17 protein-coding genes are annotated in these 20,183 nt (G+C 34.8%); 13 read left to right on the top strand and 4 right to left on the bottom strand.

Going from position 1 to position 20,183, the window contains the following annotated elements:
• Positions 1-293 precede the first annotated feature (293 nt).
• Positions 294-1,151, bottom strand: coding sequence for a ChaN family lipoprotein (locus NQ163_RS01785; RefSeq protein WP_268188598.1), 858 nt, complete (start codon positions 1,149-1,151; stop codon positions 294-296).
• Positions 1,152-1,361: 210 nt separating this feature from the next.
• A complete protein-coding gene (locus tag NQ163_RS01780; protein WP_268188597.1) occupies positions 1,362-2,795 on the bottom strand; it encodes a sodium:solute symporter in 1,434 nt (477 codons plus the stop codon).
• A 108-nt stretch (positions 2,796-2,903) separates the two neighbouring features.
• On the opposite strand from NQ163_RS01780, the gene recR reads away from it, so the two are divergent.
• The 4 genes from recR (at position 2,904) to NQ163_RS01760 (ending at position 9,134) form a co-directional block, all read left to right on the top strand.
• Positions 2,904-3,524 (top strand): recombination mediator RecR, encoded by a 621-nt coding sequence (gene recR, locus NQ163_RS01775; protein ID WP_268188596.1) that lies wholly within the window; start codon positions 2,904-2,906, stop codon positions 3,522-3,524.
• A 362-nt stretch (positions 3,525-3,886) separates the two neighbouring features.
• Complete coding sequence (locus NQ163_RS01770; protein WP_268188595.1) at positions 3,887-5,197, top strand: dihydrolipoamide acetyltransferase family protein; 1,311 nt, start codon at positions 3,887-3,889, stop codon at positions 5,195-5,197.
• Positions 5,198-5,522: 325 nt separating this feature from the next.
• The gene (locus tag NQ163_RS01765; protein WP_268188594.1) at positions 5,523-8,558 is read left to right on the top strand and encodes a hypothetical protein; all 3,036 of its coding nucleotides are present in this window, start codon (positions 5,523-5,525) and stop codon (positions 8,556-8,558) included.
• A gap of 39 nt (positions 8,559-8,597) precedes the next feature.
• Positions 8,598-9,134 carry a GNAT family N-acetyltransferase gene (locus NQ163_RS01760; protein WP_268188593.1) on the top strand — a complete coding sequence of 179 codons (537 nt, stop codon included), beginning with the start codon at positions 8,598-8,600 and terminating at the stop codon, positions 9,132-9,134.
• On the opposite strand, the gene NQ163_RS01755 is transcribed toward NQ163_RS01760, so the two are convergent.
• The gene (locus tag NQ163_RS01755) at positions 9,121-9,579 is read right to left on the bottom strand and encodes a type I restriction enzyme HsdR N-terminal domain-containing protein (RefSeq protein WP_268188592.1); all 459 of its coding nucleotides are present in this window, start codon (positions 9,577-9,579) and stop codon (positions 9,121-9,123) included. The genes NQ163_RS01760 and NQ163_RS01755 overlap by 14 nt on opposite strands.
• 60 nt (positions 9,580-9,639) lie before the next feature.
• On the opposite strand from NQ163_RS01755, the gene NQ163_RS01750 reads away from it, so the two are divergent.
• The 8 genes from NQ163_RS01750 to NQ163_RS01715 all read left to right on the top strand — a co-directional run bounded on the left by NQ163_RS01750 (position 9,640) and on the right by NQ163_RS01715 (position 17,160).
• Positions 9,640-10,410, top strand: a complete 771-nt coding sequence (locus NQ163_RS01750) for an AMP nucleosidase (RefSeq protein WP_268188591.1) — start codon at positions 9,640-9,642, stop codon at positions 10,408-10,410.
• A gap of 9 nt (positions 10,411-10,419) precedes the next feature.
• A complete protein-coding gene (gene holA, locus NQ163_RS01745) occupies positions 10,420-11,421 on the top strand; it encodes a DNA polymerase III subunit delta (protein ID WP_268188590.1) in 1,002 nt (333 codons plus the stop codon).
• A 104-nt stretch (positions 11,422-11,525) separates the two neighbouring features.
• Complete coding sequence (locus NQ163_RS01740; RefSeq protein ID WP_268188589.1) at positions 11,526-12,143, top strand: gliding motility-associated C-terminal domain-containing protein; 618 nt, start codon at positions 11,526-11,528, stop codon at positions 12,141-12,143.
• 2 nt (positions 12,144-12,145) lie between these two features.
• Complete coding sequence (locus NQ163_RS01735) at positions 12,146-13,099, top strand: PorP/SprF family type IX secretion system membrane protein (RefSeq protein WP_268188588.1); 954 nt, start codon at positions 12,146-12,148, stop codon at positions 13,097-13,099.
• Between the two features lie 5 nt (positions 13,100-13,104).
• The gene (locus NQ163_RS01730; protein WP_268188587.1) at positions 13,105-15,186 is read left to right on the top strand and encodes an OmpA family protein; all 2,082 of its coding nucleotides are present in this window, start codon (positions 13,105-13,107) and stop codon (positions 15,184-15,186) included.
• A gap of 11 nt (positions 15,187-15,197) precedes the next feature.
• Positions 15,198-15,803: a rhomboid family intramembrane serine protease gene (locus NQ163_RS01725; RefSeq protein ID WP_268188586.1), complete on the top strand. Its 606-nt coding sequence runs from the start codon at positions 15,198-15,200 to the stop codon at positions 15,801-15,803.
• A 3-nt stretch (positions 15,804-15,806) separates the two neighbouring features.
• Positions 15,807-16,304: a D-glycero-alpha-D-manno-heptose-1,7-bisphosphate 7-phosphatase gene (locus NQ163_RS01720; RefSeq protein ID WP_268188585.1), complete on the top strand. Its 498-nt coding sequence runs from the start codon at positions 15,807-15,809 to the stop codon at positions 16,302-16,304.
• Between the two features lies 1 nt (position 16,305).
• The gene (locus NQ163_RS01715) at positions 16,306-17,160 is read left to right on the top strand and encodes an aminotransferase class IV (RefSeq protein WP_120238665.1); all 855 of its coding nucleotides are present in this window, start codon (positions 16,306-16,308) and stop codon (positions 17,158-17,160) included.
• On the opposite strand, the gene NQ163_RS01710 is transcribed toward NQ163_RS01715, so the two are convergent.
• Positions 17,157-17,774 (bottom strand): YqgE/AlgH family protein, encoded by a 618-nt coding sequence (locus tag NQ163_RS01710; RefSeq protein ID WP_268188584.1) that lies wholly within the window; start codon positions 17,772-17,774, stop codon positions 17,157-17,159. The genes NQ163_RS01715 and NQ163_RS01710 overlap by 4 nt on opposite strands.
• A 128-nt stretch (positions 17,775-17,902) precedes the next feature.
• Between NQ163_RS01710 and NQ163_RS01705 the strand changes: the two genes are divergently transcribed.
• The gene (locus NQ163_RS01705; protein ID WP_268188583.1) at positions 17,903-19,831 is read left to right on the top strand and encodes a Na+/H+ antiporter NhaC family protein; all 1,929 of its coding nucleotides are present in this window, start codon (positions 17,903-17,905) and stop codon (positions 19,829-19,831) included.
• Positions 19,832-20,183: the final 352 nt, after the last annotated feature.

Raw genomic sequence — 20,183 nt, 5'->3', positions numbered from 1 at the left:
AATTACTATTAATTTTGTTTCCACAAAGATTATCAACACAAAGGTGTTGAATCATTAAAATTAGAAGGGTATAGATCGGTAGCTAATCCTTATCGTATTTTTAATATAATACTAAAAATTAGTTTTTGGGACATATTTTGGCATAATATTCATATTTACAGATATATATCTACAAATAAAATGTAATATCACTGATGTTTTAGTTCAGAACACATTTATTGCAAGAGACATATCTCATCCACATCCTTCATCCTTTTATATGAGACTCCCAACCTATTAATAATTCTAATTATTTAATAGGTTTTTGTCATATCCTCAGGAATAACTATACAATAAGTATTCTTCCCTTTCAGTTTTGGATTCATTTTGCGGATATTTGTGGCTGATACGGTATAAATGCTTACAATTTTTAAATCGGGATTAGCTTGTTTTAAATACCAGATAATTCCTTCGTAATTATTTGAATGGTAAGCCCCATTGTAATGAATAAACTGCTGTCCTTTGCTCCAGTTCTCCAATATAAAATGTGCCATGGTAGCATCTTTTATGGCTTGTGCCTTGGGAAAATTATCGAGCATATCGGCACTCATGTGCATGCCCATTTTTTTCATGGCTTTATAGCCTGGCAATTCAGCATCATATTTCACAGGAAGTGGTGCAATCCTGCTTTTTTCCTGATCGCTTAATTGCTCCAGAGCCTCAAAACCGCCTCTAAATACCATAGATGCATATCGGCGTGGAATATTACTAGCTACAAAATGCAATTTTTGGTTTTTGGCAAAATCAAGCAATGGTTTGTAATCGGTTTTGTAATTCCTCCACAATCGCGTGGTATCCATAAAGCTCTCCTCATCCATCTCTCCTTTTACATATTTGCTCACAAATTCCTGGTTATCCGCCTCAAACATCTCGGCTCCCAATACCAATTTTTCACCTTTTAGCTGATGCAGATTTTTGGTTACCTGCAATTCCAACCAATGCGAAATGGGATTGTTGTGCAACTCTCCAAACAACACGATATCCGCATCAGCAATTTGCTTTACCATTTTCTGATATCGAATAGGCTTGCCATTCTCTTTAAACAATCGATAGGTAGGATTTCCATTGCTAAAAGCCATTAAAATAAAAGCCAGAATCATAAGTCTTTTCATGAGTGTGATTTTTGAGTTGCTATCTAAGATAAGAAAATATCATTAAGCTCCCTGAGTTAAAGCTCAGAACAATTCAAATCACAAAACAGGCAATACCAATATCCAATAATGATAGAAATAGGATTATTCTCTTTACTAAACCACTCAATAAACATCAAAAAACCTTTGTGTTACTTCGTGATATCCTTTTGCTTTCCTTTGTGGTAAAAATTATTTTCTAATTAAAAACAAGCCCATAAATGTCAATGCACCATTAATCATCAACAATTCAAATCCTATGGTAATACCGAACCAATCTATCGAATTGTCTTTAAGGATATAACAAATGATTGGAGAAAGAATGGCAATTACAGGAACCAGTTTGTCTTTTACTTGCAGTTTGGTGAACAAACCAAAGGCATAAAGTCCCAAAAGCGGACCGTAAGTATAACCAGCCACAGTAAAAATGGCTGCAATTACTGAATCGTCGTTTATTGCCCTAAATATCATGATTACAACCAACAATAATGCTGAAAATATCAGGTGCGATCGGCGGCGTAATTTTCTGGTTCTTGCCTCGTCGCCCTCATCAGCATCTAAAATATCAACGGTGAATGATGTAGTAAGTGATGTTAAAGCCGAGTCGGCACTTGAGTAGGCTGCAGCCATTAATCCCACCAAAAAGAAAAGGCTAACTACAGGACCGAGATGTTGGGTTGCCAACAGTGGGAACAAATCATCGCCACGTTCAGGAATTGGAATTCCTTCGTGCTGGGCAAAAATCAATAATAAGGCACCTAAAATAAGGAACAATAAATTGGCAGGAATAAAGGCAAATCCGTACCAATACATGTTCTTTTTGGCTTCGCCCAGATTTTTACAACTCAGGTTCTTCTGCATCATATCCTGATCCAGACCAGTCATCACAATTGTAATAAAAGCTCCGGTAAAAAACTGCTTGAAGAAATTTTGTTTGCTCTGCCAGTCATCAAATACAAACAATTGTGAATATTCGCTTTCGCTGATCATGTTTGTTAATCCCGAAATGTTTAGGTTCAATTTATCCATGATCAGGAAAATACTCACTCCAACTGCAAGCAGCATAAATAAGGTTTGCAAAGTGTCAGTCCACACAATTGTTTTAATTCCTCCTTTAAAAGTATACAACCAAATCAACAAAATGGTAATAACTACGGTAACTGCAAATGGAACGCCCCAGGTATCGAATACCGTTATCTGCAAAACATTGGCCATTAAAAACAAACGGAAGGATGCACCAATGGTTCTCGATAATAGAAAAAATGAAGCTCCTGTTTTATAAGAAACCTTACCAAATCGACTATCCAGGTAGGTATAAATCGAGGTCAGGTTTAGTTTGTAATACAGTGGTAAAAGAATATTGGCCACCACAATGTAACCCAACATGTAGCCCAAAACCATTTGCATATAGGTAAAATCGATGGATTTTACCCATCCTGGTACCGATATAAAAGTAACGCCCGATAAGGATGCTCCAACCATACCAAAGGCCACTACATACCATGGCGATTGTTTGTTGCCCACAAAAAAGCCTTTGTTATCGGCCTTGCGACCAGTAAAATAGGATATCAATAAAAGAAGGGCAAAATACCCAACAACAACAGATAGTATGGTAATTGGTGTCACAGTTGATCTTTTTTAAGAATGAAGATCAAAAATAATCAAAGCTATCAGCTTTCAGAAACCTGACAGGTTTTTTATTACTTTTGAGCTAAACTTAGAATTGAAGACAAAATGAGCTATACCAACTTCCCATCTAAATTATTGGAAAATGCAGTTGCCGAATTTTCTAAACTTCCAGGTATTGGAAGAAAAACTGCATTGCGACTGGTTTTGCATTTGCTAAATCAGCCCAAGGAAGACGTACACCGTTTTGGCTCATCAATCACTCAACTTCGCGATGAAATAAAGCATTGCAAATCTTGCTATAATATTTCAGATACAGATGTGTGTGATATCTGTGCAAACCCAAAGCGCGACCATGAAACCATTTGTGTAGTTGAAAGCATTCGCGATGTAATGTCGATAGAACGAACTCAGCAATACAATGGAATTTATCATGTTTTGGGTGGAATTATATCTCCCATGGATGGAATAGGTCCGAGCGATTTGCAAATTGCTCCTTTAATTGCCAAAGCTGATGAAGGCAAAATGCAAGAAGTAATCCTTGCCTTAAGCACAACTATGGAAGGCGATACCACCAACTTTTACCTGTACAAAAAACTGAATAAGTTTGATGTAAAAATCACGACCATTGCACGAGGTGTATCCATTGGCGATGAATTGGAATATACTGATGAAATTACTTTGGGAAGATCAATTCTACATCGCACACCTTTCGATCAAAATTTGTAAGCAGTTAGCAGTTAGCAGTTAGCAGTTAGCAGTTAGCAGTTAGCAGTTAGCAGTTAGCAGTTAGCAGTTAGTGCAAAGTTCGGAAGAAGATGTAATGCTCACAAACATCTGGCCCACTTTATACTTTATACTTTATACTTTATACTTTATACTTTATACTTTATACTTGAAGCTTTAAATTCTATCTATCTCCTTATCGATAAATTGTATCTTCGGATACGTTTGTCTTTTTCTTCAATTTTATTAAATTCGCATAGTATTTAGACTAAATAAACACAATCAATTAAACACTATGCCCGATTTCTATGTAAATATTCATCGGGATTGCCTAACTTAATGGGTATCAAAAAAAACAATCACACATGGCTAAAATTGAAATATTGATTCCAGCAATGGGGGAAGGAATCACAGAAGCAACCATTACGCAGTTTCTAAAAAAAGAAGGAGACCTGGTTGAAGAAGAAGAATCAATTATCGAAATTGCTACCGACAAAGTTGACTCGGAAATTCCAGCACCTCAATCGGGGAAAATCGCAAAATTCTTATTCGCTGAAGGTGATGTTGCCCAGGTTGGCGATGTGATTGCCATTATAGTTCCTGATGGCGAAGAATTAGGCGATGAAGAACTTGTAAGCTCTGAACCAGCAAAGGTGGAAGAAGAAATAGCTTTTGAATTACCTAAAGAAAAAGCTACTGTTGAAACTGAAGCAAAACTAGCAAGTAAAACTGAAAATGGTTCATTTATCTCTCCTTTGGTTCGTAAAATTGCACAAGAAGAAAATGTAAGTTTACAAGAATTAAATCAAATTGAAGGTTCAGGTGAAAACAAGCGTATCACTAAAAAAGATATTCTTCAATTCATCGAAAACAAAAGATCACAAGCTGTAGTTTCGGAACCTATAGTTGCTCCACTAAGATCTGCGCCCGCTCAGGCTCCGGTTTCACATCAATCATACAATGGTGAAAATGTTGAAATCATTGAGATGGACAGAATGCGTAAGCTTATTGCACAATACATGGTTCAATCGAAACAGGTTTCGCCTCACGTAACTTCTTTCATTGATGTTGATGTTACTGGACTTGTGCAATGGAGAAATAAAATAAAGAATGAATTCCTACAAAAAGAAGGTCAGAAACTAACCTTCACTCCTATTTTTGTTGAGGCAGTTACAAAAGCTTTGAAAGATTACCCTATGGTTAACGTTTCGGTGGATGGAGATAAAATTATCCGCAAGAAATTCATAAACATTGGAATGGCAACAGCTTTGCCTAGCGGAAATTTAATTGTGCCGGTAATAAAATCGGCCGATGAGAAAAACCTTGTGGGAATTACCAAGCAAGTGAATGATTTGGCTGATCGTGCCAGAGTCAACAAATTACAACCTGATGAAATTCAGGGAAGTACTTTCACAATTACCAACTTGGGTGCATTTGGCAGTACAACAGGTACTCCTATCATCAACCAGCCCGAAGTTGCAATTCTTGCAGTTGGTGCAATTAAAAAGAAGCCTGCTGTTATTGAAACTCCTCAGGGCGACACTATCGGAATCAGAAACATTATGGTTCTTTCTTTGTCCTACGATCACAGAGTTGTTGATGGAGCCCTTGGTGGAATGTTCCTAAAGCGAGTTGCTGAATACCTTGAGAATTTTGATACAAATAGAAATATATAGTTGATTTTTTAATGTCAAATTGAGCCGTTGAATCTTATTCTTCGGCTTTTTTTGTGTTTTATAAATAGATATGCCTAAATAATGTTACATTTTTATTTATTTTGTCTATTTATTGCAGAATTATATAATTACATTTATAAAAAGGAAAATAAACCTGATAGAAAGGAAGTTTTTATTAACAATTCCATCTTTTTTATCAGATTCTCTGGCGTTATTAACGTATAAAAGTTATATTTAGTTATTGTTAATTAGTTTAAAACATATAAAACCCACTACAGGCCCAAAGCTGAAACTGCAATTGTCTTCTTCCGCAAAGACAATTTTAATGGTCATTTTCTCTATTTACATAGGGATTTGTAACCCGTACTCTCTTAATGCCAGCCCTAAAAAGCAAAAAATTAAAGATAGAAGAAAGTACCAAGTTGCCGAAAAATTCCTGGCAAATGGAAATTATTCTAAAGCTGCCTCCATTTACAAAGAGTTGTTAGATCAAGCTTCGCGCAATGCCGATTTGAATTTTAAACTTGGCTTGTGTTATCTAAATATTGTTTCCGAAAAGTCGAAATCAGTTGATTTGCTCGAAAAATCTATTCAATACACCAATTCAAAAAACAATGTTCCCATTGATGTGTACTATAATTTGGCAAAAGCCTATCACACCAATTATCAATTCAGGGAAGCATTAAAAGTATACAAAGACTTACAGCAAATTATTTCGCCACAAAACACGGTATTTCGCAATGAAATACAACGCGAAATTAAGATGTGTAAAAATGGCTTGGAATTGATAAAAAATCCAGTAAATATTTCTATCATCAACCTTGGAAATAAAATCAATACTGAATTTGCCGAACACAGTCCTGGTGTTACGGCTGATGAAAGCACTATGATTTTTACCTCTCGAAGAAATGGTACAGGAAGTAAGCTTGATATCGATGGACAATATTTTGAAGATATATATATCTCACATAAGAAAAATGGAATATGGAGTGAGCCAATTGGAATTCCAAAGCTTAATACAATAGATCACGATGCGTCAATTTCAATTTCGGCTGATGGTCAAGAGCTTTATATTTACAAAGCTGGATACCTTAGCCGAAAAGAATCGGAAGGTGGAGACATTTATGTGAGTAAATTAAAAGGAAATGAATGGTCGGAAGCCAAAAAGTTAGGTCCAAACATTAATTCCAAAAGTAAGGAAAGCCACATCTCTATTTCGGCAGATGGAAGAACTATTTTTTTCTCGAGTGATAGACCCGGAGGATATGGTAGAATGGATATTTACACGGTAACTAAACTTCCAAATGGCAAATGGGGAAAAGCAAAAAACCTGGGTCCTGCTATCAATACGGAATACAACGACGATGCTCCTTTTATCCACCCTGATGGAAAGACTTTATATTTTAGTTCAGCTGGTCACAAAACAATGGGAGGTCTTGATATTTTTAAGAGCATCAACATCAAAGGACGTTGGACTACACCTGTAAATATTGGATATCCAATTAATTCAACTGATGATGACATTTACTATACTCCTACTCCCGACGGGAAAAGAGCCTACTTCGCTTCATACCGCACTGGTAGTTTGGGTAGAACAGATATTTTCTTAATTAAAACTCCAGATGCTGATCAAGCTGGCCTTTTTGTGCTGAAAGGAAAGATTGTAAACACAAATGGTAAAGTCGTTGGAGGAGCTAAAGTTACAGTAAGTAAAAATGGAAAAACCATTGGTATTTATACACCTAATACTGCTACTGGTAAATTTTTGTTCATTATTGATGCTGGTAAAAAATATGATATCGAAATTGTTGCTGAAGGTTACAGAACTTTAAGGACGGTTCTGAATATTCCTCTCGAATATGCCAACAAAGAGAATCATAGTGTTATTACTCTTTTACCATTAACTCTGCGTACTAAGGATGAAGCTGATTATCCCCAAACTATTGATTTAATTGATTTTGAAGAGAGTAAAATTAATCAAGTTGGAGCTTTGGAAAGTAGCAAAGATTCAATTCCGAATAATAAACAATTCGTTACTCCTGAAGTAAAACAAGATAGTGTTGCTAAAGTTGCTCCTGTAGTTGAAGCAAAAGAAGAGCTTAAACAAGATAGCATCATCAGCACTCAACAATCAGAAGATATCAATACAATTAGAAAAGACAATCCTGTTACCAAGACTGATTCGAATATTGCGATACCTAAAGTATTGCCAAATGTAAGTACTCCTGCTAAAGTAACTGTTCCGGATAAGGTAACAGAACTAGCAAAAGTTGATGAAGCAATTCAAAAAGAAATTAAGGATAAACCAATAATCAAGAAAGAAAAGCCAATACAAAAAGAATCTACAATTGATCCTAAACAGTCTGATATCAAAGCTATCGATTCGGGTGCTCTTGCATTTACTTTGGATTTAGGAAACTTTAACTCGCCACGCCCTGAACTGTTCAAGGAGTTGGATGGAGTGATTGAAACTAAAGGCCCTGATAATAAATATCATTACACCTATGGTAAGTTTAAAGATTACAAAGAGGCCAGTAAAGCACAAAAAGTAATTGCCAAAAAAGGATTCAAATCACCTACAATTAAAATTTTAACCAACAATAAAGTAGCCAAAGAGGAAAAGAGAGGTGAAATTTATTACACCATTCAGATTATGGCACTTAAAATCCCTATCGAAGCTGAGTTTTTCGATAATCTGGACAATGTAAAAGTATATGTTGGTGAAGATGGTTTAACACGATTCACTTACCGTAAATTCAAATCATACAACAAAGCGGTTAAGGTCATGAATCGACTAATCAAAATGGGCTATTGGGATGCCTTCATTCGAACCGTCATTAATGATAAATTATTGTATTCTGGTGTACAATACACTGGCACCAACACTTATACCATTCAAGTAATGGCTTTGCGTTATCCTAAGCCTTTAAGCTACTTTAAAGATTTAGGTGATGTAAGTGTGTTTGTTGACAAAACGGGATTGTATCGATATACCTATGGCTCTTACAATTCAAAACGAGATGCAATACTTGATTTGGGTACAGCTCTAAAGAATGGCTATTGGGATGCTTTTGTTAGAAAATCTTTACGTGGCGAACGATTGCCTGCCAACAATTCATTAGAAACTGAGAATTATTATACCATACAGGTAATGGCCTTAAAAAATGCTCGTCCTTTAAACTATTTCGATAATTTAGGAACCGACAACATGCGTTTATTTAATGGTAAAGATGGTTTATCCAGATATACTTTTCAAAAATTCTCATCGCAGGCTAAAGCAAAAAGTCGTCTTTCTTCTGTAATCAAAAAAGGATATCTTGACGCCTTTACCAGAGAAATTAAATGGTATAACAAGCATTAATCTACAAGTTGTTTAAACTAGTTCATAAAGCACTAAACAATGCAAATTCTAGAGCATAATAACATTCGCTTAAGAGCACTGGAACCAACCGATTTAAAATTACTTTACAGTTGGGAAAATGATTCCTCAATTTGGGAAGTTAGTCATACGCTCAAACCATTCTCTTTATTTGTTTTAAAGCAATACCTGGAAACAAGCCATCTGGATATCTTTGAGAGCAAGCAATTGCGCTTGGTCATTGAACGAAAAGAAGATCAGGAACCGGTTGGACTAATAGATCTTTTTGATTTTGATCCATTTCATCAACATGCCGGAATTGGAATCTCTATTAATAACAGAGAACATAAACAAAAAGGTTATGCCACCGAAGCGTTGGAAACCTTATGCAATTATGCATTTTCCGTTTTGCAAGTTCATCAGTTATACTGTAACATCACATCAAAAAATGAGGCCAGTTTAAAACTGTTTCAAAACCAAGGATTCGAAATAGCAGGCTTAAAAAAGGATTGGATAAAAACTCAAAATGGATGGCTGGATGAGTATTTACTTCAAAAAATTAATACTACAAATCTTTAATGGATTGATAATTGGGGATGTCTTCCAAAAATTTAAAGCTTTTCTTTTCGTAATCCATATAACAACAAAAATGCTTTAACCCGTTGGTTACAACCAAAAAAGGAACTCTCAGTTTCATATTGTAACGAGCAATCTGATTGAACACATCCTGTGTAATTTTTATTTTACTGGCTTTGCATTCCACAATCATAACCGGATTGGCATTACAGTTGTACAAAACAATATCGCTACGTTGTGGCAACAGGTTAACATCAACTTTTTTTTCAACCGCAATTAATGAAGCTGGATATTTTTTTTCTTCCACCAAATATCGAATAAAATTTTGCCTTACCCATTCTTCCGGAGTTAATACTACGTACTTCTTTCGGATACTGTCGAAAATTAGTTTTCTTTGCAGATCAGATTTTATTTTGAAGGAATAAGTTGGTAAATTTAAATTTTCCATAAAAAAGCTGTTGATCGGCTAAAGTTACAAGATTATTCCTTATAAAACCGCTACATATTCATGAAGACCAAAGAAGAAATTGTAAAAAACTGGCTTACAAGATATACAGGCCGTGAACTTTCAGAATTCACTCCATATATTTTGCTTACAAATTTCAACCATTATGTGGAACTTTTTGCTGAATGGCACAATTGTGAAATTTTAGGCGAAGACAAAGCAATGCCAAATGCATCTGCTGATGGAGTTACCATTATCAATTTTGGAATGGGAAGTCCGAATGCTGCAACAATTTTGGATTTGCTAAGTGCAATTAAACCCAAAGGTGTACTTTTCCTTGGAAAATGTGGTGGATTAAAAAGAAAAAACAAATTAGGCGATTTAATTTTGCCTATTGCAGCAATTCGAAGTGAAGGTACATCAAATGACTACCTTCCACCAGAAGTGCCTGCTTTACCTGCATATTCATTGCAAATGGCAGTTTCACAGGTAATATCCGATAGAAATAAAGATTATTATACAGGAACCGTTTTTACAACTAACAAACGTGTTTGGGAATACGACGAACGTTTCAAAAAATACCTAAGCAAAACTCGTGCTATGGCAATCGATATGGAAACAGCTACCATTTTTACGGTTGGTTTCTATAATGAGATTCCTGTTGGCGCTTTGCTTTTGGTATCGGATCAACCAATGATTTCGGAAGGTGTTAAAACAGATAAAAGTGATGCTTTGGTAACCGATAGCTACGTGAATAATCATTTGGAAATTGGAATTGAAGCTTTAAAAGAGATCATGCATAATCGCCAATCTGTTAAACACCTTAGATTTTAAGTTTGAACAATGACATACGAAGAGATATTTAAAGGCCTTAAGAAAAAAGATTTTGCTCCTATTTACTTTTTAATGGGCGAAGAAAGTTTCTTTATTGATAAGATTACCGATTATATTATAGACCATGCTCTACCCGAGCATGAAAGAGATTTTAATCAAACCATTCTTTATGGGAAAGATACTGACATAGGTACCATTGTTACTACTGCCAGAAGATTTCCTATGATGGCCGAAAAACAAGTTGTTGTTGTTAGGGAAGCTCAAAATATCAAGAACATAGATCAGTTATCTTCATATGTTAAAAATCCCTTGCAATCAACTATTTTGGTGATTAATTACAAATACAAGTCATTGGATAAGCGAAAAGCTTTCACCAAAGATGTCGCTCAAAATGGGATTCTTTTCGAATCAAAAAAGATCTATGAAAATCAGATTCCGGATTGGATAAAAAAATATGCTTCAAACTTAAAATATAAAGTTGATAATAAGGCTGCATTCCTATTGGCTGAATTTTTAGGAAACGATTTAGGTAAAATTACCAATGCAATAGAAAAGTTAACCATAAACATTACCAATAGCGATACAATTACGCCTGCCGACATCGAGAAAAACATCGGAATATCAAAAGATTATAATAATTTCGAACTGCAAAATGCATTAGGCAAAAAAGATATCTTAAAGGCCAATCAAATCATAAACTATTTTTCTACCAACGAAAAAAATCATCCTCTCGTTGTAACCATTGCATTATTACACTCGTATTTCTCCAAAGTTTTAAAGTATTATTTCTTAAAAAATAAAACAAACGAAAAAGTTGTTGCTTCGAGCTTGCGAATCAATCCTTATTTCGTAAAAGATTATAAACTCGCATCGAGAAATTACAACCCTAAGAAATTGGTTTCGATAATTGAGATGCTGCGAGAATATGATTTAAGATCGAAAGGATTTGGTGATGCTGGAACGAAACAAGGAGATCTTTTAAAAGAATTAATTTTTAAAATTCTCCATTAGCAGCAGCGTTAAAACTTAATTTTACGCAAACCCCTAATATGAGAATAAATCTACCCATTCGAATATTGTTACTTGGATTTTCTCTCTGCACAAATTTATTGTGTATGGGACAAACTGGTGAACCTCCCGTTGCCGAAAACGATACGGTTTCCATTACAAACCAAAGTTCTGCAAGTGAGGTAATATATATTGAAATAGACTTTCTAAAAAATGACAGCTTTTCATCAAAAGAAGATCTCGAAAAGTCTATACTTCGTCAAACCGACCAGTTTGGTAAAGCTTATTTAATAGAGGATAACACCCTTATGGTATATTATCCTTACGAAATGAGTTTCGGAACTGATACGATATACTACGAAATCTGTGATCAGGCAAAGCGCTGCAGTAATGCGTTTATTTTAGTTAATGTTCTTGATCCAAATCAAGTTGAATTATTAATACCTTCGTCATTCTCACCGAATAACGACAATATTAACGACAAATTTTACATTAAGGGAATTGAAAATTATCCGGAAAATGAGTTCATTGTATTCTCGCGTTGGGGAACCAAAGTTTACGAGAAGAAAAACTACAACAACCAGGAAGCATGGGATGGTAGTTACAACAATGCTGGAGTAAAGCTTGGTCCCGGAGATAAATTGCCTAAAGGAACCTACTTCTTTAAGCTAATTATTAAGGATAAAGAATATGTGAAAAGTGGTTATATTGTGGTTAAATACTGAGAATGAATCAACTTTACAAAATTACAATATCAATTGGACTCCTTTTATTTCCCATATTTAAATCATGGGCGCAAGAAGACATCCGGTTTTCAAATTTTTCTTACAACCGATTATTTTATAACCCTGCTTATGCAGGCAGTAGTCGCTTTATGGAAGCGGTAATTGCCTATCGCAATCAGTGGGTAGATGTGGAAGGATCGCCGGAAACAGCAGTTTTATCGATACAAGCCCCCGTAAACTATACCAATTTTGGCCTAGGAGCAGTTGTATACAACAATAGATTCGGAATTCAGAAAGATAATGCTGTATTCTTAAATTATGCCTACCATTTACAAGTTAGTCTCGAGGGAACTTTGTCTATGGGAATTCAAGCCGGATTCATCAACAAGCAAATTAACTGGACCGAACTAACAAGCTACGATCCTAATTTCCCATCTCCTGATGATCCTGCTTTTCCTGATCAGGATATTTCAACATGGGTACCAAATTTTGGAATCGGTTTTTATTATTACACACCAAAATATTATATCGGATTTTCAGCTCCAAGATTGCTTTCGAACGATCAGCCCGATACCGAAGGATTTTCAGATAATATGAAGTTTAAATTCAAAAATACAGTGTGCTATTTGGGAGGAGGTGCTACCTTTCCTTTAAACCCTGAATTAACATTTAAACCATCTGTTTTAATCGTTAGCTCCTATTCTGGTACAACTACGGCCCTGGCAAATTTTGATATGGTTCATGAAAGTGGTGTTTCTATGGGGGTAGGATACAGAACAGATGATTCCTGGGCTGGTAGCATTGGATATCAATTGAGTCAGAAATTAAGATTTTCATATTCTTATGAAAAATATTTTGGAAAATATAGATCAAAAGGCTTTACAAATCACGAAATAATATTAAATTACAATTTATCTTTAAAAAAGAGCAAAATTACGTCACCACGATATTTCTAAGTACCATGAACAGTAAAGCTGGATTAAATATCATATTAGTATTTTTTCTAATCACTTTAGGAAGTATCTCTTCATTTGCACAATCACAATGGGTTGAAAAAGGCAATCGATATTTTAAGAATAGTGAATTTGCACATGCAATCAATTATTTTGAAAAATACTTAGAAAGTTCAAACGATATTGATGTAAAAAGAAAATTGGCGCAATGCTATATTCAAATAAATAAAGATACTGAGGCTCTTTATTTATTGGAAAAATTGGTAATTGACCCTAATGCCAATTCTAAGGATTTTCTTAATTATGCTCACCTTTTAAAAAGAACCAGAAATTATACCGAAGCAAAAATTTGGTTCGAAAAATACGCAAAGCTTAATCCTCGAGATAAAAACATTCAAAATTTAATCCTGTCATGTAATCTTATCAACGAATTAGAGGATAATCAGCAGTTTATTGTAAAACCTATTGGAATAAATTCTCCCCAGTCCGATTTTGCATCTGCTCTTTACAAAGATGGTTTGGTTTTCGTTTCGGGACGTCATAACAAAACCTCAAAAGAAATTGATGGCAGAACAGGAGAACATTATCTTGATTTGTATTACACCGAACAAATAGGAGATCGTTTTGTAGATCCAATTCCATTTAGCGAAACGTTTAATTCTAAATATCACGAAGGTCCTGCTTGCTTTACGCCAAACGAGCGATTCGTATTTTTCACTCGCAACAAAGGGCATGTAAATCTTGAAGGTAAATCGGAATTGAATATTTATTCATCGCGCTTTAATGGAAAATCCTGGGATAAACCTGAGTTGTTTCTTTTTTCAGGTCGTGCCTACTCCATTGGTCATCCCAGTATATCTTCGGACGGAAGGTATTTGTATTTCATCTCAAATATGAAAGGTGGATACGGTGGAACTGATATTTATGTATGCCGAAAACTTGGTTTTGCCTGGAGTAAACCAATTAACTTGGGACCTACAGTTAATACATCCGGTAACGAAATGTTTCCATTTATTGGCGACGACAACTATCTTTATTTTGCCTCCGATGGACACATTGGTTTTGGAGGTCTGGATATTTTTAAAACAACATTTGAACGAAATAGCTGGACTTATCCGGTAAACATAGGCCTTCCTTTCAATTCTGAAAAAGATGATTTTGGATTTATTTTTAAAGGCTCAAAAGAAAGTGGTTTCTTTTCATCGAACCGAAGAGGAAACGATGATATCTTTTCATTTACTCAAAATCCAGAGATGGTAACAGCCATACACGGAAGAATGGTGGATCGGTATTCCAAGAAATCCATTCCTAGTGTCGATATTGTTCTAATGGATAATTTATCCAGAGAAAAATCAACAAAAAGTAGTGAAAATGGAATGTTTAAAATAGATATTTTCGACCATAAAAATTACAGCTTAATTGTTAGTAAACCAGGTTATAAAACGAAAAGAATTCTTTATTTTGCTCAGAATGGATCTACACCTAAACAACTAAATATATCCTTGGAAACAACCCCTTGGGTAAAGTTTAAAGGAAGTGTTGTTGATGAGTTTTCCGGACGTGCACTGGAACAAGTCAACATCGAACTTATAAATCGTAGTTATAAGATCAATAGTTTATGCGAAACCGATGATTACGGGGAATTCACTCAAGATATCGACCCTTCAAAATCGTATGATGTTATCATTCGAAAAGATGGATATTTCACAAAAGCAATTACCAATTATCGTTATCAAGCAGATCATTTTGAGCAAATTGAATTGCAAAAATTCAACAAAAATGAAAACATACAACTCTTTGGTGTTGAATATGAAAAAAACTCAGCTGAACTAAGTAAAAACACCATACTTGAACTCGATAATTTAGCGAACTTATTGATTGTAAATCCAAATATTGCCATTCAAATTATAGGTTTCACAAACTTTGACAATGGCAAAAGAGACAATAAAATTGTTAGCCTGGAAAGAGCTTCTCAAGCTGCAGAATATGTAATTTCGAAAGGAATTACAAAAAATAGAGTTGAATACAAAGCCGGAGGATATGATCCAGGCAAACCCGCTTTAACAGTTAAACTGTTGGAAGCATTTTAGAAACACACAACATGACCATCATAATAATTGCCATAACAGTACTGATCTCACTAGCTGCATTTCAGAACAACGATTTGCTGTACAAATATCAGTTTAATGCATATCAAATCACCAAAAGAAATCAGTGGTACAGAATCATTACATACGGATTTTTACACGCTAACTGGGAGCATTTGATAATTAATATGATTGTATTGTTTTCATTTGGATTTACTCTTGAAAAATATTTTAGAATCCATTTCGGATCAACAGGAGTATTCTATTTTGTCATATTATATCTTAGTGCAATTATAATTTCGACACTTTACGATTTAAGAAAACACAAAGAACACTATCATTATAATGCAGTAGGAGCTTCTGGTGCAACTTCTGCAGTAGTATTTGCAGCTATTTTCTTTGCTCCATATGATCCACTGTATTTATTTTTTGCAATTCCAATTCCGGGAATTATTTTCGCGGCAGGATACCTTTATTATTCCTACTATATGGGAAAGAAAAATATCGATAATATTGGTCATAGTGCACATTTCTCAGGTGCGTTGTTCGGATTTCTGTTTCCATTAATCATTAAACCCAAATTATTCTCATTATTTTTGCAGCAGATTCTCAATTTTTAAAGCATGCAAAAAGCTATTTTTCTTGATCGTGATGGGGTAATCAATTCCGATATTGGACATTATTACATCTATCATGTTAAAGATTTTGTGATTAATGAAGGCATTATTCCATCACTAAAAAAATTCACTAAAGCTGGATACAAGTTGTTTATTGTTACCAACCAAGGTGGTGTTGCTAAAGGGATTTATACCAAAGATGATGTAAATAAAGTTCATGATCATCTACTTTGTATTCTGAGAAGAGAGAACATTACAATAGAGAAAATCTACTTCTGTCCTCATCACGACAGTGTGGCTGTTTGTGATTGCAGGAAACCTAGTCCTTATTTTATCAAAAAAGCAATTCAGGATTATAATATCGATCCAGATCAATCTTATATGATTGGCGATAGCTTAAGAGATAAACAATCGGCGGAAGCAGCTGGAATAAAAGGAATAAAAGTAGAAGCAAATGAAAATATCGAATCTTATTGCGATAAAATTTTAAAAGGAGAATTATAGTATGAGTCATAGCGAATATATCAATTTAAACGGCGAATTATTTCCAAAAGACAGCCCTGTTTTTGGTGCTGCAAACCGTGCTTTCCGATATGGTGATTCTCTTTTTGAAACCATTCATTCAAATGGAACCGAAATTCAATTTTTCGATCAACATTTAGATCGATTAATCATGGGAATGAAAACAATAGGGATGATTGTACCGGAAAATTTCAGAGATAAACTGAAAATCAATATCACCTATTTGATTAATAAGAACAAGTCTTTTGCAGGTACGAGAATCCGCTTAAGCGTATTTAGAAATGATGGTGGCTTATACACTCCTACTGACAATACCATATCCTATTTAATTGAAACATCGCGCCTTGAGGAAGATCAGTATGTAATTAATAAAAAAGGGCTTAAAATTGATATTTATAAGGATTGTAAAAAATCATCCGATATTATTTCTCAATTCAAAACCGGGAACTCGCTTTTGTTTATTATGGCTGGTAACTATAAAAACAGAATGCATTTGGATGACTGCCTAATTCTTAACGAGAGAGGTAATCCTATTGAAAGTATCAGCTCGAATTTATTCATTGTAAAAAATGACATTCTTATGACGCCTTCCATTGAAAGTGGAGCCGTGAGTGGAATTATGAGAGAACAGTTAATCCAAACTGCACTTAAATTAAATATGACCGTTTACGATGATTGCATGATTACCATTGACGATTTGGTTGAAGCTGACGAGATTTTCTTAAGTAATGCAATTAGCGGAATTAAATGGGTAGTTGCTTTTAAAGATCGTAGGTATTTTAATAAAACTGCAAAACTCTTACTTGAGGAATTGAATAAAAATGCTTTCAAATATTAATTCATACTCGGATTTTCCGGAAAGTTAGACCACATACGATATCTGCCACCAAGCTTGCGTAATGATTGTTCCCACAAATTATCATTGTTGAGGCTCATTATGCTTCTAACATCAATTTGACTAACCAACCATGAATTTTCCTTAATTTCCTCATTCAGCTGACCTGCACTCCAACCCGAGTAACCTGCAAAAAACCTCACCTGATGAGGATACACTTTCTTCTCTTCAATTAAATCCTTTAAAACACTAAAATCTCCTCCCCAATACAAATTATCAAAGATATGTATGCTGTTTGGAATTAAATGAGGCAGTGTATGTATGTAATAAATTCGGTTGGTATCTACTGGTCCTCCAACAAAAACATCCCCATCAAAATGGGCAATGCTAACCAATACTTCATCAACCGATAAATTAATCGGTTTGTTCAAAACAAATCCAACTGCACCTTCTTCATTAAATTCGGCCAACAATACAATTGATCGTTTAAAATATCTCCCTTCCAAAAAAGGTTCCGCAATTAAAACCTTTCCTTTTTCAGGATTAATTTTGTTGTTTTCCATTCTAAATAAATCCGAAGTCCCGTCCACACTACTAATTTTAAAGTTTACAGACACAAATTAACCAATTTTACCAAAGAAAAAAAGCATAAGCGCTTATGAAAATCTTAATACTTCCCTCTATTTCATTAGTACAAAGCAGACAAAATAATTATATTTAACACTGCCTAACCAAATTACCAACAATGATTAAAAACACTACCCTCTCCATTCTTTTATTGCTGCTATTGTTATCATTTCAAAGTGCTGCTGCTTCTGATAAAGAAAAGCAACCAATCAATGAAGATTTTACCATTGAGCTACCAAAAATAATTATTGCTGATATTCCTTCAGAGCTTACTCTTCATTTAAAAAATGAAAATCATCTGAAAAATGATTCTGTATTGGTAAAAATAAATGGAAATAAAGTCTGGGCTCGAGCTGAACAAAACCAATTAAAACTTCCATTTGTTTTTAAAGGAAGTGATATTGTACAGGTAAGCATTTCGCAACAAACACAAGAAAAAAAGTACAAGGCCATTCCTTTATGGATGTCGATATTGCCTCCACTAATCGCTATTTTAATCGCTTTAATATTTAAAGAAGTATTTTCTGCTCTATTTGTAGGTCTGTTCTCTGGAACACTTATCATTTTCGGATATCAGGATATCTCATTTTTTTCTGCCTTTTTTAAAGCAATCTTTGCCATTTCGGATACTTATATCATTCAATCTTTAGCTGATACAGGCCACATTTCCATTATTGTCTTTTCTATGCTAATTGGAGCTATGGTCAACCTGATTACTCAAAATGGGGGCATGCAAGGAGTAGTGAACAAGCTTTCACGTTTTGCCAACAGTTCCCGATCGGGACAATTTGTTACCTGGCTTTTAGGTGTATTAATATTTTTCGATGATTATGCCAACACTTTGGTGGTTGGGAATACCATGCGGCCGGTAACGGATAAATTAAAAGTATCGAGAGAGAAACTTGCCTATATCGTTGATTCAACAGCGGCTCCCGTGGCTTCAATAGCCATGATTACAACCTGGATTGGAATAGAATTGAGTTACATTCAATCGGCAACCGTTCAAATTAACATCGATGAAAGTCCATACAGCATTTTTTTAAATTCATTGCCAACCCGTTTTTATCCTTTCTTCACCCTATTTTTCATTTTAATGATTGTAATCATGAAAAAGGATTTCGGACCAATGTATAAAGCTGAACAAAGGGCTAAATCCGAAGAAAAATATTCGAAAGTCAATAAACATTCCAATGATGAAATCGAAAGCATTGAAATATCGCCTGAAATACCTACAAGATGGTACAATGCCGGAATTCCAGTTATGGTAGTAATATTTGGGACCTTTGCAGGCCTAATTTATACTGGTTGGAATGGAAATATTTGGGATGATTCTTCCATCTCGTTTGGAACAAAACTATCACATATTATCGGAGCTTCTGATTCTTACTTGGCTCTGCTTTGGTCATCAATTTCGGCCGTATTAGTAGCTTCAGCACTAAGCATTGGACAAAGAATACTAAGTTTAAAGAAAACTGTTGATGCCTTGGTAAAAGGCTTTAAAACCATGCTTACAGCAATTCTTATTCTGATATTGGCATGGGCATTAGCTGACATTACAAAAGATTTGCATACAGCAGATTTTATATCGAAAATCTTAATTGCAACTGAAGTTCCGCCTGAATTCTTGCCAACATTTACTTTTATTTTATCTGCCTTAATTGCTTTTTCAACAGGTTCATCTTGGGGAACGATGGCTATTCTTTATCCTCTGATTCTTCCTGCTTCCTGGGCTCTTTGCCATTCGGCAGGAATGGGTGATGCTGAAAGTATGAATATTTTTCACATTACTGTTTCGGCAATTTTGGCTGGTTCGGTCCTGGGTGATCACTGTTCTCCAATATCAGATACTACTATTTTAAGCTCTTTAGCAAGTTCTTGTAATCATATCGAGCATGTTAGAACTCAGCTACCTTACGCCTTAACCGTTGGATCTGTAGCAATTATTTTAGGCTTATTGCCTGCAGCCTATGGAATCAGTTCCTGGATACTAATTCCTCTGGGATTTATCACCCTATTCTTGATCGTAAAATTCCTTGGAAAAAGGTAAAAGAAAACCCGGCATATAAAGAAATACAATGCCGGGCGAAAATCCTATGTTGATTTGCAAATTATCTTATCGACAATTAACCACTAACCACAATGAATCAAATCAACACTAACTAATAGTTTTCAATTATATAGACGATTAAAACATCAAAAAGGGTTACTTTTCGACTGGTTTTCTTTGCTTTTTTAACAAACTTTAACGTTTTCGGAAGGATTTTTGGTGTTTTTCACACCTATTCATCTAAATATCAAATAAAAAAAACGATCATTCCCCCTAGAATGATCGTTTAAATGCTATATAATATAGCCCTTTAGAATTGTGCCCATTCATATCATTACCATTACTTTACTTA

The organism is Marinifilum sp. D737, from assembly GCF_026672275.1.
In the GTDB taxonomy this organism is placed as follows: domain Bacteria; phylum Bacteroidota; class Bacteroidia; order Bacteroidales; family Marinifilaceae; genus Marinifilum.
The sequence above is the reverse complement of the archived record's forward strand: the minus strand, read 5'-3'. Positions and strand labels throughout refer to the sequence as shown.

Excerpts from the sequence above, each read along its gene's own strand:
- NQ163_RS01755 (WP_268188592.1), bottom strand. The coding sequence starts at position 9,579 with ATGGAAAATTTAAATTTACCAACTTATTCCTTCAAAATAAAATCTGAT.
- recR (WP_268188596.1), top strand. The coding sequence starts at position 2,904 with ATGAGCTATACCAACTTCCCATCTAAATTATTGGAAAATGCAGTTGCC.
- NQ163_RS01715 (WP_120238665.1), top strand. The coding sequence starts at position 16,306 with ATGAGTCATAGCGAATATATCAATTTAAACGGCGAATTATTTCCAAAA.
- NQ163_RS01750 (WP_268188591.1), top strand. The coding sequence starts at position 9,640 with ATGAAGACCAAAGAAGAAATTGTAAAAAACTGGCTTACAAGATATACA.
- NQ163_RS01785 (WP_268188598.1), bottom strand. The coding sequence starts at position 1,151 with ATGAAAAGACTTATGATTCTGGCTTTTATTTTAATGGCTTTTAGCAAT.
- NQ163_RS01730 (WP_268188587.1), top strand. The coding sequence starts at position 13,105 with ATGAACAGTAAAGCTGGATTAAATATCATATTAGTATTTTTTCTAATC.
- NQ163_RS01735 (WP_268188588.1), top strand. The coding sequence starts at position 12,146 with ATGAATCAACTTTACAAAATTACAATATCAATTGGACTCCTTTTATTT.
- NQ163_RS01705 (WP_268188583.1), top strand. The coding sequence starts at position 17,903 with ATGATTAAAAACACTACCCTCTCCATTCTTTTATTGCTGCTATTGTTA.
- NQ163_RS01760 (WP_268188593.1), top strand. The coding sequence starts at position 8,598 with ATGCAAATTCTAGAGCATAATAACATTCGCTTAAGAGCACTGGAACCA.
- NQ163_RS01725 (WP_268188586.1), top strand. The coding sequence starts at position 15,198 with ATGACCATCATAATAATTGCCATAACAGTACTGATCTCACTAGCTGCA.
- NQ163_RS01720 (WP_268188585.1), top strand. The coding sequence starts at position 15,807 with ATGCAAAAAGCTATTTTTCTTGATCGTGATGGGGTAATCAATTCCGAT.
- holA (WP_268188590.1), top strand. The coding sequence starts at position 10,420 with ATGACATACGAAGAGATATTTAAAGGCCTTAAGAAAAAAGATTTTGCT.
- NQ163_RS01740 (WP_268188589.1), top strand. The coding sequence starts at position 11,526 with ATGGGACAAACTGGTGAACCTCCCGTTGCCGAAAACGATACGGTTTCC.
- NQ163_RS01765 (WP_268188594.1), top strand. The coding sequence starts at position 5,523 with ATGGTCATTTTCTCTATTTACATAGGGATTTGTAACCCGTACTCTCTT.
- NQ163_RS01770 (WP_268188595.1), top strand. The coding sequence starts at position 3,887 with ATGGCTAAAATTGAAATATTGATTCCAGCAATGGGGGAAGGAATCACA.